We start from the raw sequence: 15,153 nt of genomic DNA, 5'->3' as shown, positions 1-15,153 counted from the left end.
CCGTCAGTGCCACTTTAAGCGATGTATCGTGGAATTTTCTGACGATTTGTTGTCGATGTCTATCGTGCCTAAAGTTAGACACTGATCATGTAATGAAAAAAAACAACATCATTACCCTGATTAACTTGCCCCTTCACGGAGTGGCAAGAGTATATTCTTGCTAAATCGTGCTGCGATTTCTCCAATTGTTGAAATCGACAAAATCCATGAGTGCCGGACACCTATGAATATGCTGGACAAAATCCAGTCCCAACTGGAACACCTTAGCAAATCAGAACGTAAAGTCGCAGAAGTGATTCTTACCGCACCACAAGATGCCATTCACTCAAGCATTGCCACCCTTGCCCGCAGTGCTGAAGTCAGTGAACCGACCGTCAACCGCTTCTGCCGCCGTCTGGAAACTAAGGGCTTCCCGGATTTTAAATTACATTTAGCCCAAAGTCTGGCGAATGGCACACCTTATGTAAACCGGAATGTTGACGAAGACGATAGCGTTGAAGCCTATACCGGCAAAATTTTCGAATCTGCAATGGCGAGTCTTGACCAGGTCAGGCAATCGCTGGATATGGCAGCGGTCAATCGCGCGGTAGATTTACTCACCCAGGCCAAGAAAATCGCCTTTTTTGGTTTAGGTTCCTCTGCCGCCGTCGCGCATGATGCCATGAACAAATTCTTCCGTTTCAATGTACCCGTCATCTATTCCGACGATGTCGTTTTGCAGCGCATGAGCTGCATGAATTGCAGCGAAGAAGATGTCGTTGTCCTTATCTCGCACACCGGTCGGACAAAAAACCTGGTTGAACTTGCCCAACTGGCGCGGGAAAACGACGCCATTGTACTGGCGATAACGTCCGAAGGTTCGCCACTGGCTCGCGAAGCCACGCTTTCTTTATTACTCGACGTTCCTGAAGATACCGATATCTATATGCCAATGGTGTCACGACTGGCGCAGCTAACAGTGATAGATGTGCTGGCAACCGGTTTTACGTTACGTCGTGGCGCAAAATTCAGAGATAACTTGAAGCGAGTCAAAGAAGCGCTCAAGGAATCGCGTTTTGATAAGGGTATGTTCGTCTCTGGCGAAAATACCTAAGTTTTTATAACAAAGCTGTAACTTTTTAGGTCATTCGGTTAAGTTGTTGTTTTGAAATTTTCAAGCACCCTGACTCACCGAATTTTTTGTTAACGCAACACCAAAGTTGTTTCAGTCAACGGAGTAATACATGTCCAGACGGCTACGTAGAACCAAAATCGTTACCACTTTAGGCCCAGCTACCGACCGCGACAATAATCTGGAAAAGATTATCGCTGCTGGCGCAAACGTGGTGCGTATGAACTTTTCACATGGCACCGCAGAAGATCATCAGATCCGTGCTGATAAAGTTCGTGAAATTGCCGCGAAACTGGGTCGTCATGTCGCTATTCTGGGCGATTTGCAAGGACCAAAAATTCGTGTATCCACTTTTAAAGAAGGCAAAGTCTTCCTTAATATTGGTGATAAATTCCTGCTGGATGCCAACCTGGGCAAAGGCGAAGGCGACAAAGAAAAAGTCGGTATCGACTACAAAGGTTTGCCTGCTGACGTCGTGACCGGCGATATCCTGCTGCTTGATGATGGTCGCGTTCAGTTAAAAGTCCTTGAAGTACAGGGGATGAAAGTGTTCACCGAAGTCACTGTGGGTGGCCCGCTGTCGAACAATAAAGGTATCAACAAGCTGGGTGGCGGTCTGTCCGCTGAAGCGCTGACCGACAAAGACAAAGCAGACATTCTGACTGCGGCGAAAATCGGCGTCGATTATCTGGCGGTTTCTTTCCCTCGCTGTGGTGAAGACATTAACTACGCTCGCCGTCTGGCGCGTGATGCAGGTTGTGACGCGAAGATTGTTGCTAAAGTCGAACGTGCAGAAGCCGTTTGCAGCGAAGCCGCGATGGACGATGTTATCCTGGCCTCCGACGTCGTAATGGTTGCTCGTGGCGACCTGGGCGTTGAAATCGGTGATCCTGAGCTGGTCGGTATTCAAAAGACCCTGATTCGCCGCGCTCGTAAACTGAACCGTGCGGTTATCACTGCGACTCAAATGATGGAGTCGATGATTACCAACCCAATGCCAACTCGCGCAGAAGTTATGGACGTGGCGAACGCCGTTCTGGATGGTACAGATGCGGTAATGCTGTCTGCTGAAACGGCGGCAGGTCAATACCCGGCTGAAACCGTTGCTGCGATGGCGCGTGTTTGCCTGGGCGCTGAGAAAATCCCAAGCATCAACGTTTCTAAGCACCGCCTGGACGTTCAGTTCGACAACACTGAAGAAGCCATTGCGATGTCTGCAATGTATGCAGCAAACCACCTGAAAGGGGTGACGGCCATCATCACCATGACCGAGTCTGGCCGCACCGCATTGATGACTTCCCGTATCAGCTCCGGTTTGCCAATCTTCGCTATGTCTCGCCATGAGCGCACACTGAACCTCACCTCTTTGTACCGCGGCGTCACGCCTGTGTATTTCGACAGCACCAGCGACGGCGTTATTGCCGCAACCGATGCGGTGAATCTGCTGCGCGACAAAGGCTACCTGGTTTCTGGCGATCTGGTTATCGTTACCCAGGGTGACGTGATGAGTACCATTGGTACGACCAACACCACGCGTATTCTGTGTGTTGAGTAATTCATCCAAAGCATAAAAGCAAAAGGGGCCGATCGGCCCCTTTGTTATTTCTGATTCTTTATTTTCTCGGATACAACTCTTTACGCTGGTAGGGTTCGGTTTCCCCTTCTTTGCGCGTTTTAAGCAGTTTTAATATCCAGGTGTACTGCTCAAGATTTGGCCCCACTAAAATTTCGACTTCTTCGTTCATGCGCCGGGCAATGGTGTTGTCATCGGCTTCAAGTAAATCGTCCATCGGCGGGCGAATATAAATATCCAGGCGATGAGTTTTCCCGTTGTACACCGGGAAAAGTGGCACTACCCGTGCACGCGACACTTTCATTAATCGCCCAATTGCTGGCAGTGTGGCTTTATAAGTCCCGAAGAAATCAACAAATTCACTGTGCTCGGCGCCGTGATCCTGATCGGGGAGATAATATCCCCAGTATCCCTGACGCACTGAGCTAATAAACGGCTTAATTCCATCATTACGCGCGTGCAAACGCCCACCAAAACGGCGGCGCACGGTATTCCACATATAGTCAAAAAGCGTGTTGCCCTGGTTATGGAACATCGCCGCCATTTTTTGGCCCTGGGACGCCAATAACATCGCGGGAATGTCCACGGCCCAACCATGCGGAACGAGAAAAATAACGTTTTCTTCGCGCTGTTTTATCTCTTCGATAATCTCTAAACCATGCCAGTCAACACGCGGCATGATTTTTTGCGGTCCTTTAATCGCCAGCTCCGCCATCATCACCATCGCTTGCGGGGCGGTGGCAAACATCTCGTCGATGACCGCTTCACGCTCTGCTTCCGGCATATCAGGGAAGCAATACAGTAAGTTAATTTGTGCGCGACGGCGGGCACTTTTCCCAAAGCGTCCGGCAAGGCTCCCTACTTTGCCCAATAGAGGGTCGCGTAATGAAGGCGGTAACATTGCCAGTCCAGCGAACGCGCCAACGCCTAACCAGGCGCCCCAAAATTTCGGATGCAAGAAGGCGTTTTGAAATTCTGGAATGAACTCACTGTGACTTTTTTTTGCTTTTTCCATGCATATTCTCAGTACAGCATCAAATCATTGATGACATGAATTTGTAAGTATATTAGCGGGGTAATGCCCATCAGACAAAGAAAAAGCCGGTCACTGAGTACCGGCTTTTTTCAAAAGGCTTAATTAATTGAATCTAAGCTGCGGTGTAACTTCACGAACCTGCGCCAGATAATCACTACGATCTGAACCGGTTAGCCCTTCGGTACGCGGTAGTTTCGCGGTTAATGGATTGACCGCCTGCTGGTTAACCCACACTTCGTAGTGCAAATGTGGCCCGGTTGAGCGCCCGGTATTCCCCGAAAGGGCGATACGATCACCACGTTTAACTTTCTGACCAGGCTGAACCAGCAGTTTCTTCAGGTGCATGTAACGCGTGGTATAAGTGCGACCATGACGAATCGCAACAAAATAACCGGCAGCACCGCTACGTTTTGCCATCACCACTTCACCATCACCCACTGACAGCACTGGCGTACCCTGAGGCATCGCAAAGTCGACACCCTTGTGCGGTGCCACACGCCCGGTTACCGGGTTGAGGCGGCGCGGGTTAAAGTTTGACGAGATGCGGAACTGCTTGGCCGTCGGGAAACGCATAAAACCTTTGGCCAGTCCGGAACCGTTACGGTCGTAGAATTTACCGTCTTCCGCACGAATGGCGTAATAATCTTTACCACTGCTACGCAAACGCACACCAACCAGTTGGCTTTGCTCACGCTTTCCATCAAGCATTTCACGAGACATGAGGACGGAGAATTCATCGCCTTTTTTCAGTTTGCGGAAGTCCATCTGCCACTGCATCGCTTTGATAACCGCGCTGATTTCAGCACTGGTTAAACCGGCGTCTTTCGCACTGCTGACAAAGCTGCCGCCAACCGTGCCTTTGAGCACATTGTTGACCCACTCGCCTTGCTGCATTTCACTGCTGAGTTTGAAAGTGCTGCCTGAACGGTCGTAAGTACGGGTTTCACGGCGCGACATTTCCCACGTCATGCGCTGTAATTCGCCGTTGTCGTTGAGCGTCCAGGAAATTTGTTGGCCAATTTTCAGATTACGCAGGTCTTTATCCACTGCTGCAAGCTGGCCGATATCGCCCATATCAATGCCGTACTGGTTAAGAATGCTGCTGAGCGTATCCCCTGTGGAGACAACATACTCATGAACACCGGTTTCACCCGCTGTTTTATCATCGAGTTCATCTTGCGGGATGGTGTCATCTTCGGCGTCCGGGGACTGATCAAGCGGTTCACTGGCTTCAGGAAGTAACGAACGAATCTCGTTCTTCTCAAGCTCAATGGTTTTGATAACGGGGCTGGCTTCAGGGTGATAGACGTACGGTCGCCAGACAGCGACCGCAAGTGTAAGAACTGTAAGAGACCCCAGCATAACGCGATGGGGCCGGGACAAATTGTCGAATGCCAGGGCGACAGAGCGGGCTATCTGTTGCACGTATTCACTTCCTCACTATTCTCCTTTCAGGCAGCTCGCATACTGATTCGCAAGCCCATTCAAAAACTGCATATAGCTGTCTTTGCCGAGCTTAACCTCAATCCCCAGCGGGTCCAGCGTTCCGGAACGAACGTTAGTGCCACGGGCAACGGCATTGATGACGGCTGGCCTGAATTGTGGTTCAGCAAAAACGCATACAGCTTTTTGCTGAACCAACTGTGTTCTGATGTCATGTAAACGCTGCGCACCAGGCTGAATTTCAGGGTTTACGGTAAAATGACCAAGCGGTGTTAGACCGTAATGTTTTTCAAAGTAGCCATAAGCGTCGTGAAAAACGAAATACCCTTTTCCTTTGAGCGGTGCGAGCACGCTACCAACTTGCTTATCGATGTTGGCTAATCCTAACTCGAAAGTCTGCAAGTTGGCGTCTAGTTTGGCTCTATTTTGGGGCATAAGTTCCACTAATTTATCGTGGATTGCAACCGCCGACAGCCGCGCTACCTCTGGGGAAAGCCAAATATGCATGTTGTATTCACCGTGATGGTGATCTTCGTCACTATTTTCGGCTGAATGGTCATGACCTTCATGGCCGTGGTCATCATCGTCGTCACCTTTCATGAGCAACGGTTTCACGCCTGACAAAGCCGCCAGTTGCACTTGTTTTTGTTCAGCTAATTGGCTGACTGACTTCTGCATGAAGGCTTCCATTTCTGGGCCTACCCACACCACTAAGTCCGCGCTTTGTAAGCGTTTTACATCAGATGGACGAAGTGCATAATCATGCTCGGAAGCACCGTCTGGCAGCAAAACTTCAGTTGGTGTGACGCCATCTGCGATTGCCGCAGCAATAAATCCTAATGGCTTGATAGAGGCAACAACGGCGGCCTGAGCCGGGACGGCTGTGGCACCCAAAAATGCAGTTGTTAAAGCTGCGCAAAGAAATGAGTTTTTATGTAACATAATGCGACTTTTCATCGTTATGAATGTGAGATGTGTGATATTATAACATCCGCTAACTTCTGCAACCCCTGAAATTGTCATGACAAATCTGGTATCACTGGAAAATATCTCTGTTTCATTCGGACAACGCCGCGTGCTGTCTGATATTTCGCTCGATCTCAAACCGGGTAGAATTTTAACGCTGCTGGGACCTAACGGCGCAGGAAAATCAACGCTGGTTCGCGTGGTGCTGGGTCTGGTAGCACCTGATGAAGGTGTGATCAAGCGAGACCGCGATTTGCGCATTGGCTATGTGCCGCAAAAACTGCATCTCGATACCACGCTGCCGTTAACGGTCAGTCGATTTATGCGTCTACGTCCAGGCGTAAAAAAAGCAGATATTTTGCCCGCGCTTAAACGCGTGCAGGCCGCTCACCTGATTGAAGCCCCAATGCAAAAGCTGTCCGGCGGTGAGAACCAACGTGTACTGCTGGCGCGTGCTTTATTAAATCAGCCGCAGTTACTGGTGCTGGATGAACCCACCCAGGGTGTTGATGTTAATGGGCAACTGGCGCTCTATAACTTGATTGACCAGTTGCGTCATGAGTTAGATTGCGCAGTGATGATGGTTTCCCACGACCTGCATTTAGTGATGGCAAAAACGGATGATGTGTTGTGTCTCAACCACCACATTTGCTGCTCTGGCACCCCAGAAGTGGTGTCGATGCATCCAGAATTTATTTCGATGTTTGGTGCGCGCGGCGCTGAACAATTAGGGATTTACCGTCACCACCATAATCATCGTCACGATCTAACAGGACGTATTGTTTTGCGCAGAGGGAATGGCCAACCATGATTGAATTGTTGTTGCCCGGCTGGCTTGCCGGGATTTTGCTGGCGTGCGCCGCAGGGCCATTAGGCTCGTTTGTTGTCTGGCGCAGGATGTCCTACTTTGGCGATACCCTCGCCCACGCTTCGTTGTTAGGCGTGGCATTTGGTCTGCTGCTCAATGTAAATCCGTTTTATGCGGTGATTGCCGTGACCTTGATGCTGGCACTGGGTTTGGTGTGGCTTGAGAAGCGTCCGCATCTGGCTCTGGATACGTTGCTGGGCATTATGGCGCACAGTGCGCTTTCTCTTGGCCTGGTGGTTGTCAGTTTAATGTCAAACGTGCGCGTCGATTTGATGGCGTATCTGTTTGGCGATCTGCTCTCCGTGACAATGCCCGATATTATTTCTATTGCTTTGGGCGTCGCCGTGGTCGTTGGCGTGCTTCTCTGGCAGTGGCGTAATCTGTTGTCGATGACCATTAGCCCGGATCTGGCCCATGTTGATGGGGTTAATCTGCAACGCGTGAAGATGCTGTTAATGCTGGTGACGGCGCTAACTATCGGTGTGGCGATGAAATTTGTCGGTGCGCTGATCATCACTTCCCTGCTGATTATTCCTGCGGCAACCGCACGTCGCTTTGCGCGTACACCAGAGCAAATGGCGGGTTTCGCCGTGATTATCGGGATGCTCTCAGTCACCGGTGGGCTGGCCTTTTCAGCATTTTATGACACGCCCGCCGGGCCTTCAGTCGTGCTGAGTTCGGCGGTGTTGTTTGTGTTGAGTATGGCGAAGAAGCAGGCGAGTTAATTTATGTTGGATGGCGCTGAAAACCGTAGGGCGGATACGCGCTAGCGCCATCCACCGTTTAAGTCGAAATTAAGCTACTGGCGGCACAATCCCGAAGTGAGTCCAGGCTCTTGGTGTCGCCATTCGGCCGCGAGGAGTCCGTTGCAGGAAGCCCTGCTGAATCAAAAATGGCTCCAGCACATCCTCGATAGTTTCCCGTTCTTCCCCAATTGCAGCCGCAAGGTTATCCAGCCCAACCGGGCCACCGAGGAATTTGTCTATCACCGCCAGCAATAACTTGCGGTCCATATAGTCAAACCCTTCGGTATCCACGTTCAGCATATCCAACGCTTGCGAAGCAATGTCACCATTAATGGTGCCATCATGTCTGACTTCCGAAAAATCACGTACGCGGCGCAATAAGCGGTTAGCAATACGCGGTGTACCACGCGCTCGTTTCGCCACTTCGAATGCACCCTCTTCGCTCATCTCAAGCCCCAGTACACTCGCGCTGCGGCCTACAATGTGCTGCAAATCAGCGACCTGGTAAAACTCCAGACGCTGCACAATGCCGAAACGATCACGCAGCGGTGAAGTCAACGAGCCAGCACGCGTCGTCGCACCAATCAGGGTAAAGGGTGGTAAATCAATTTTAATCGAACGTGCCGCCGGGCCTTCACCAATCATGATATCGAGCTGATAATCTTCCATCGCGGGATACAGCACTTCTTCAACAACGGGCGATAAACGGTGGATTTCATCGATAAAGAGAACGTCATGGGGTTCAAGATTGGTCAGCATGGCTGCCAAATCCCCTGCTTTTTCCAGCACCGGGCCGGAAGTGGTTCGCAGATTCACACCCATTTCGTTGGCGACAATATTCGCCAGCGTCGTTTTACCCAACCCTGGCGGGCCGAAAATTAACAGATGATCGAGCGCATCCCCACGCAGTTTCGCCGCCTGGATGAAAATCTCCATTTGCGATGTGACCTGCGACTGGCCGACATAATCCGCCAGGAAACGCGGGCGAATTGCACGGTCAATTAACTCATCAGGGGTGATGGTGTCTGGCGATACCAGACGGTCTGCTTCAATCATCCTTCATCTACCTCAGAGGCTTCAAAGTGCGGCACGGAGCGCTTCGCGGATCAGGGTTTCACAATCGGCGCCAGCTTTGCCTACTTTGCTCACCATACGACTCGCTTCTTGTGGTTTATAGCCCAGCGATACCAGTGCGGCAACTGCTTCCTGTTCGGCGTCGTCAGTGACTCCACTTTCCGGCGCAGTCAGTACGAGGTCTGATGCCGGGGTAAACAGATCGCCATGCATGCCTTTGAAGCGGTCTTTCATCTCAACAATCAAGCGCTCGGCGGTCTTCTTACCCACACCAGGCAGCTTAACCAGTGAGCCAATTTCTTCGCGTTCCACTGCATTCACAAACTGCTGGGCGGACATACCAGAAAGAATAGCGAGTGCCAGTTTCGGGCCGACACCATTGACTTTAATCAGCTCGCGGAACAGCGTGCGTTCTTGTTTGTTATTGAAACCGTAGAGCAACTGCGCGTCTTCACGCACCACAAACTGGGTAAACACCACCGCTTCTTTACCGATTTCCGGTAGTTCATAGAAGCAGGTCATCGGCATATGGACTTCGTACCCCACGCCACCGACTTCCATAAGTACCAGCGGCGGCTGTTTTTCAAGGATGATGCCTCTGAGTCGACCAATCACAATATGCTCCTGCGTTTAGCGGTTATGCCAAAAATTTTGCTTATCATATAAAAAAGGCTGGATGAATATCCAGCCATATTTATTTTAATCGTCCCCGCGACAAATTAAGCCGCGTATCGCTCATCTGCATCGAGTTCTGCGTCACGTGGCAATGCGTGATGGCAATCGCCAGCGCATCGGCGGCATCCGCTTGCGGGTTGGCGGAGAGTTTCAGCAAGGTGCGCACCATATGTTGCACCTGGCTTTTCTCCGCACTCCCGATGCCCACCACCGTCTGTTTTACCTGACGGGCGGCATACTCAAACACCGGCAAATCATGGTTTACGGCGGCGACAATCGCCGCCCCGCGAGCCTGACCGAGTTTCAAAGCGGAATCTGCATTTTTCGCCATAAACACTGATTCGATGGCGAAATATTCAGGCTGAAACTGGGTAATAATTTCGCTCACCCCCGCGTAAATAAGCTTCAAACGCGAGGGTAAGTCGGTCACCTGTGTACGAATGCAGCCGCTGCCTAAATAGGTTAGCTGCCGCCCGGTCTGGCGAATAACGCCATAACCGGTGACGCGCGATCCCGGGTCAATACCGAGAATGATCGCCATTACAGAGTTGCCGCAACCTCGTCAGAGATCTCGCCGTTGTGATAAACCTCTTGCACGTCATCGCAGTCTTCCAACATGTCGATAAGGCGCATCAGTTTCGGCGCGGTTTCCGCGTCCATATCCGCTTTGGTAGATGGGATCATAGAAATTTCTGCTTCGTCGGCTTTCAGGCCCGCAGCTTCCAGCGCGTCACGTACCGCACCCATTTCTTCCCATGCGGTGAACACGTCAATTGCGCCGTCGTCATAAGAGACAACATCTTCAGCACCCGCTTCCAGAGCCGCTTCCATCACGGTGTCTTCGTCTTTGCCTGGGGCATAAGAGATAACACCTTTTTTGGTGAACAGATAAGCTACAGAACCGTCAGTTCCCAGGTTGCCGCCACATTTATTGAACGCGTGACGCACTTCCGCCACGGTACGGTTACGGTTGTCACTCAGGCATTCAACCATGACCGCAGAACCACCAGGACCGTAACCTTCATAAATGATGGTTTCCATGTTGGTGTCTTCATCGCCACCCACACCACGTGCGATCGCACGGTTTAAGGTGTCACGCGTCATGTTGTTGGATAACGCTTTATCAATCGCCGCACGCAGACGCGGGTTAGAACCCGGATCACCACCGCCCAGACGGGCTGCTGTTACCAGCTCACGGATAATTTTGGTGAAAATTTTACCGCGTTTGGAATCCTGCGCAGCTTTACGGTGCTTTGTGTTGGCCCACTTACTATGACCTGCCATAAAAATATCTCCAAAATGGCTACCTGGCGGTAGCATTAATTACAAACTCTTCAATCGCCTGCCGGTTGCTCCACGACTTAGTCATAGCCGCCGCAACAGGTGCGTCCGCCCATTCCCAGGCCAGATGTTCCGAAATGGTTATCTGGCGCTCATTTGGCAGCGCAAGACAGAACCAATATTCTGTGTTGCGCGTAATGCCCGGCGCATAGCGATGACGCAAATGTGTAAAAATCTCGAATTCCACGCAGCGTTGGCAGTCATTCAAGGTCAGATGCTCTGACTCAACGTCGATATCGACCTCTTCCTTTACTTCACGCTGCGCGGCATACAGCGCGGTTTCACCCTCTTCTATGCTGCCGGTAACCGACTGCCAGAATTCAGGATCGTCGCGCCGCTGTAACATGAGCACCCGCCCGGTGTCTTGAGCATAAATGACCACTAACACCGAAACGGGAGGCTTAAAGGCCATTTATTCTTTCTCAGCCTTTTTAATCACTGCCACACCCAGTTCAGCCAGCGCTGTTGGGTTGGCGAAGCTTGGTGCTTCGGTCATCAGACACGCTGCTGCGGTGGTTTTAGGGAACGCGATAACATCACGGATGTTGTCGGTGCCGGTCAACAGCATGGTCAGACGATCCAGACCAAATGCCAGGCCCGCGTGCGGCGGTGTACCGTATTTCAGGGCGTCGAGCAGGAAGCCAAACTTCTCGCGCTGGTCTTCTTCAGTGATACCCAGAATGCCGAACACAGTCTGCTGCATCTGGCCGTTGTGGATACGCACAGAACCGCCGCCAACTTCGTAACCGTTGATAACCATATCGTAGGCGTTTGCCACAGCCGCTTCTGGATCTGCCGCCAATTCTTCCGGGGACATATCTTTCGGGGCAGTGAACGGGTGGTGCATTGCGGTCAGGCCGCCTTCGCCGTTGTCTTCAAACATAGGGAAGTCGATAACCCACAGTGGTGCCCATGCTTTTTCATCGGTGATGCTCAGATCTTTACCGATTTTCAGGCGTAACGCGCCAAGTGCATCCGCAACCACTTTTTTGTTGTCTGCGCCGAAGAAGATCATGTCGCCATCTTGCGCACCAGTACGCTCCAGAATAGCTTCTACGATTTCAGCATTCAGGAACTTAGCCACAGGGCTAGTGATACCTTCGATGCCTTTCGCACGCTCGTTCACTTTGATGTAAGCCAGCCCTTTCGCGCCGTAAATCTCAATGAACTTGCCGTAGTCGTCAATCTGTTTACGGCTTAACTGTGCGCCACCTGGCACTCGCAGCGCTGCAACGCGGCCTTTAGCATCATTTGCCGGGCCCGCGAAGACTTTAAACTCAACGTCTTTGAGCAGGTCAGCAACATCCACCAGCTCCATTGGGTTACGCAAATCTGGTTTGTCAGAACCGTAACGACGCTCCGCTTCTGCGAAGGTCATAATTGGGAAATCACCCAGATCGACGTTTTTCACATCCAGCCACAGATCGCGCACCAGTTTTTCCATCACTTCGCGCACTTGTGGTGCGGTCATGAAGGAAGTTTCGACGTCGATCTGAGTAAATTCAGGCTGACGGTCAGCACGTAAGTCTTCATCGCGGAAGCACTTAACAATCTGATAGTAACGGTCAAAACCGGACATCATCAGCAGCTGTTTGAACAGCTGAGGGGATTGCGGCAACGCGTAGAATTTGCCTTTATGCACACGGCTCGGCACCAGGTAGTCACGCGCACCTTCTGGCGTGGCTTTGGTCAGCATTGGGGTTTCGATATCCAGGAAACCGTGGTCATCCATAAAGCGGCGCACGAAGCTGGTGATTTTCGCACGGGTCTTCAGGCGGTTCGCCATTTCAGGGCGACGCAGATCCAGGTAACGGAATTTCAAACGCGCTTCTTCAGTGTTGACGTGGTTAGAGTCCAGCGGCAGCGCTTCGGAACGGTTGATGATGGTCAAATCGGTGGCGAAGACTTCTACCGCACCCGTTGCCATATCTTTATTGATGTTTTTTTCATCACGCGGGCGAACGGTACCGGTGATTTGGATGCAGAACTCATTACGCAGTTCGGAAGCAAGCTGGAACGCATCCTGACGATCCGGATCGAAAAACACCTGCACGATGCCTTCGCGATCGCGCATATCAATAAAGATAAGGCTACCGAGGTCACGACGACGATTGACCCAACCACACAGTGTTACTTGTTGTCCCACATGGGATTGATTGAGCTGCCCGCAATATACTGTACGCATGAGATATCCCTTAAATTAGCCGCTCACTTTTTTATCGGTGGCCACTATTTTTTGTCAGTCAGATATAGTTGAAAAAAGGGGGCTATTATACTGGAAATAATGCTCCACGATAAGCCCGATACATGGGTCAGCATCGTTTCAATGCGCCTCGTTTGGCTTATTCTCACAAAAATTAACAAAATTTGTAAACTATCGCGCTCCTGTTCCGTCGTAAGGTATTACGCGATAACCTTATTTTGACCCGGAGTCACCTCATGTTAGAACTGAATACTTCCAAAACCGCACTCGTCGTTATTGATTTGCAGGAAGGCATCCTGCCATTTGCGGGCGGTCCGCACAGTGCACAGAACGTGGTGGCTCGCTCAGCCAAACTGGCAGAGAAATTCCGCGCGAAGGGTGCGCCGGTAATTATGGTACGCGTGGGCTGGTCTAAAGATTTTGCCGAAGCACTCAAACAACCGGTTGATGCGCAGGCTGGCGCACATTCTTTGCCTGACAACTGGTGGGTTTACCCGCAGGCTTTAGGCAAAAAAGACACTGATATTGAAGTGACAAAACGCCAGTGGGGCGCATTTTACGGCACCGACCTGGAACTCCAACTGCGCCGCCGTGGTATCGACACCATTGTGCTTTGCGGGATTTCCACCAATATCGGCGTCGAATCCACCGCGCGTAACGCCTGGGAATTAGGCTTTAACCTGGTGATTGCCGAAGATGCGTGCAGTGCCGCAAGTAGCGAACAACATCAGGGCAGCATGACGAACATCTTCCCGCGCATTGGCCGCGTTCGTAGCACTGAAGAGGTCCTCGCAGCGCTGTGATCTACATTGGCCTTCCACAATGGTCGCATCCGCATTGGGTGCGGCTTGGTATCACTTCTCTTGAAGATTACGCTCGCCATTTTAATTGTGTGGAAGGCAACACCACGCTTTATGCACTACCTAAAGCAGAGATTGTGTCGCGCTGGCGCGAGATGACCTCCGATGATTTCCGCTTCTGCTTTAAATTCCCGGCGACGATTTCCCACAATGCAGCCTTACGCCAGTGTGGAGATTTAACGGCGGAATTTCTCGACCGCATGTCGCCCCTGGCAAATCGCATCGGGCAATACTGGCTCCAGCTTCCCGCTGCATTTGGGCCTTCTGACTTACCCGCGTTGTGGAATTTCCTCGATTCGTTGCCAAAAGATTTCACCTATGGCGTTGAAGTTCGCCACCCTTCTTTCTTCGATAAAAGTGTCGATGAGCAAGCGCTAAATCGTGGCCTGCACGAGCGCGGCGTCAATCGCGTGATTTTGGATAGTCGCCCGGTTCACAGCGCGAAACCCCACAACGAAGCCATTCGTGAAGCGCAACGCAAAAAGCCTATAGTTCCGGTTCACGCACTCGTGACGGCCAAAAATCCCATGGTGCGATTCATCGGCAGCGACGATATGGAGCAGAATCTGACGTTCTTTAACGCCTGGATTAAAACCTTGCCAAAGTGGGAACAGACCACCACGCCCTACCTCTTTTTACACACGCCAGATATCGGGCTGGTGCAGGACCTGGTTCATACATTATGGCCAGGGCTGCAACACGCCGTCCCTGAACTGGGTAACGAACCGGCAATTCCAAAACAAAACTCCCTATTTTAGGGGTAGCGACAGCATATGGTTCGCGCTGCTATCATAGGCGTGCTGGAACTATCTCTATAGGATGTGAGTATGGTAAGCGCGCTCTATGCCGTTTTGGGTGCTTTGTTGCTGATTAAGTTCTCGTTTGATGTTGTTCGTATGCGTTTGCAGTACCGCGTCTCATATGGCGATGGCGGTTTTAGCGAACTTCAGAGCGCGATTCGAATTCATGGTAATGCCGTGGAATATATCCCGGTGGCATTACTCCTTTTATTGCTGATGGAAATGAACGGTGCCGAAACCTGGATGGTGCATATTTGCGGGCTTCTGCTGATTGCCGGGCGCCTGATGCATGCTTATGGTTTTCATCATCGTTTAATTTCCTGGCGTCGTTCTGGCATGAGTGCCACCTGGTGTTCTTTGCTGCTGATGGTGCTGGCTAACCTGTGGTATATGCCATGGGAGTTGGTTTTCTCGCTGCATTAACGCAAAATATGCCCCTTTCGAAATTTCGAATTTC

16 protein-coding genes are annotated in these 15,153 nt (G+C 51.2%); 7 read left to right on the top strand and 9 right to left on the bottom strand.

Features of this window, described 5'->3' with window-relative positions:
* Nucleotides 1–223 precede the first annotated feature (223 nt).
* Together DY231_RS09605 and pyk are read left to right on the top strand one after the other, a co-directional pair.
* Nucleotides 224–1,093, top strand: a complete 870-nt coding sequence (locus DY231_RS09605) for a MurR/RpiR family transcriptional regulator (RefSeq protein WP_034495998.1) — start codon at nucleotides 224–226, stop codon at nucleotides 1,091–1,093.
* 130 nt (nucleotides 1,094–1,223) lie between these two features.
* A complete protein-coding gene (gene pyk, locus DY231_RS09600; protein ID WP_034496000.1) occupies nucleotides 1,224–2,666 on the top strand; it encodes a pyruvate kinase in 1,443 nt (480 codons plus the stop codon).
* Nucleotides 2,667–2,724: 58 nt separating this feature from the next.
* Here the strand turns inward: pyk and lpxM are convergent, their stop codons facing one another.
* The 3 genes from lpxM to znuA form a co-directional block, all read right to left on the bottom strand.
* Nucleotides 2,725–3,699 (bottom strand): lauroyl-Kdo(2)-lipid IV(A) myristoyltransferase, encoded by a 975-nt coding sequence (gene lpxM, locus DY231_RS09595; RefSeq protein WP_115628155.1) that lies wholly within the window; start codon nucleotides 3,697–3,699, stop codon nucleotides 2,725–2,727.
* Nucleotides 3,700–3,822: 123 nt separating this feature from the next.
* The gene (gene mepM, locus DY231_RS09590; protein WP_115628154.1) at nucleotides 3,823–5,145 is read right to left on the bottom strand and encodes a murein DD-endopeptidase MepM; all 1,323 of its coding nucleotides are present in this window, start codon (nucleotides 5,143–5,145) and stop codon (nucleotides 3,823–3,825) included.
* Between the two features lie 15 nt (nucleotides 5,146–5,160).
* Entirely contained in the window at nucleotides 5,161–6,105 is a 945-nt protein-coding gene (gene znuA, locus DY231_RS09585) for a zinc ABC transporter substrate-binding protein ZnuA (protein WP_115631813.1), read from the bottom strand.
* A 79-nt stretch (nucleotides 6,106–6,184) separates the two neighbouring features.
* Between znuA and znuC the strand changes: the two genes are divergently transcribed.
* Both znuC and znuB read left to right on the top strand, forming a co-directional pair.
* The gene (gene znuC / locus DY231_RS09580; RefSeq protein ID WP_115628153.1) at nucleotides 6,185–6,940 is read left to right on the top strand and encodes a zinc ABC transporter ATP-binding protein ZnuC; all 756 of its coding nucleotides are present in this window, start codon (nucleotides 6,185–6,187) and stop codon (nucleotides 6,938–6,940) included.
* Nucleotides 6,937–7,722, top strand: a complete 786-nt coding sequence (gene znuB / locus DY231_RS09575) for a zinc ABC transporter permease subunit ZnuB (protein ID WP_115628152.1) — start codon at nucleotides 6,937–6,939, stop codon at nucleotides 7,720–7,722. Before znuC ends, znuB begins: the two co-directional genes overlap by 4 nt.
* Before the next feature lie 69 nt (nucleotides 7,723–7,791).
* Here znuB and ruvB read toward each other — a convergent pair whose 3' ends face one another.
* The 6 genes from ruvB to aspS form a co-directional block, all read right to left on the bottom strand.
* On the bottom strand, nucleotides 7,792–8,799 hold the full coding sequence (gene ruvB / locus DY231_RS09570) for a Holliday junction branch migration DNA helicase RuvB (protein WP_115628151.1): 1,008 nt from the start codon (nucleotides 8,797–8,799) through the stop codon (nucleotides 7,792–7,794).
* Nucleotides 8,800–8,820: 21 nt separating this feature from the next.
* A complete protein-coding gene (gene ruvA, locus DY231_RS09565; RefSeq protein WP_034496009.1) occupies nucleotides 8,821–9,432 on the bottom strand; it encodes a Holliday junction branch migration protein RuvA in 612 nt (203 codons plus the stop codon).
* Nucleotides 9,433–9,511: 79 nt separating this feature from the next.
* The gene (gene ruvC / locus DY231_RS09560; RefSeq protein WP_034496011.1) at nucleotides 9,512–10,033 is read right to left on the bottom strand and encodes a crossover junction endodeoxyribonuclease RuvC; all 522 of its coding nucleotides are present in this window, start codon (nucleotides 10,031–10,033) and stop codon (nucleotides 9,512–9,514) included.
* Nucleotides 10,033–10,776, bottom strand: coding sequence for a YebC/PmpR family DNA-binding transcriptional regulator (locus tag DY231_RS09555; protein ID WP_034496310.1), 744 nt, complete (start codon nucleotides 10,774–10,776; stop codon nucleotides 10,033–10,035). The genes ruvC and DY231_RS09555 overlap by 1 nt, the downstream gene beginning before the upstream one ends.
* Before the next feature lie 19 nt (nucleotides 10,777–10,795).
* Entirely contained in the window at nucleotides 10,796–11,245 is a 450-nt protein-coding gene (nudB, locus tag DY231_RS09550; RefSeq protein ID WP_115628150.1) for a dihydroneopterin triphosphate diphosphatase, read from the bottom strand.
* Nucleotides 11,246–13,018: an aspartate--tRNA ligase gene (gene aspS, locus DY231_RS09545; RefSeq protein ID WP_034496015.1), complete on the bottom strand. Its 1,773-nt coding sequence runs from the start codon at nucleotides 13,016–13,018 to the stop codon at nucleotides 11,246–11,248.
* Between the two features lie 254 nt (nucleotides 13,019–13,272).
* Between aspS and DY231_RS09540 the strand changes: the two genes are divergently transcribed.
* The 3 genes from DY231_RS09540 to DY231_RS09530 all read left to right on the top strand — a co-directional run bounded on the left by DY231_RS09540 (nucleotide 13,273) and on the right by DY231_RS09530 (nucleotide 15,119).
* Nucleotides 13,273–13,839: a hydrolase gene (locus DY231_RS09540; protein WP_115628149.1), complete on the top strand. Its 567-nt coding sequence runs from the start codon at nucleotides 13,273–13,275 to the stop codon at nucleotides 13,837–13,839.
* The gene (locus tag DY231_RS09535; RefSeq protein WP_115628148.1) at nucleotides 13,836–14,654 is read left to right on the top strand and encodes a DUF72 domain-containing protein; all 819 of its coding nucleotides are present in this window, start codon (nucleotides 13,836–13,838) and stop codon (nucleotides 14,652–14,654) included. The genes DY231_RS09540 and DY231_RS09535 overlap by 4 nt, the downstream gene beginning before the upstream one ends.
* A 69-nt stretch (nucleotides 14,655–14,723) precedes the next feature.
* Complete coding sequence (locus DY231_RS09530; RefSeq protein ID WP_115628147.1) at nucleotides 14,724–15,119, top strand: MAPEG family protein; 396 nt, start codon at nucleotides 14,724–14,726, stop codon at nucleotides 15,117–15,119.
* The last annotated feature ends 34 nt before the right edge of the window (nucleotides 15,120–15,153 follow it).

The organism is Buttiauxella agrestis (genome assembly GCF_900446255.1).
Lineage (GTDB): Bacteria > Pseudomonadota > Gammaproteobacteria > Enterobacterales > Enterobacteriaceae > Buttiauxella > Buttiauxella agrestis.
Note: the sequence above shows the minus strand (reverse complement) of the source record. Positions and strands in the feature narration are given on the sequence as shown.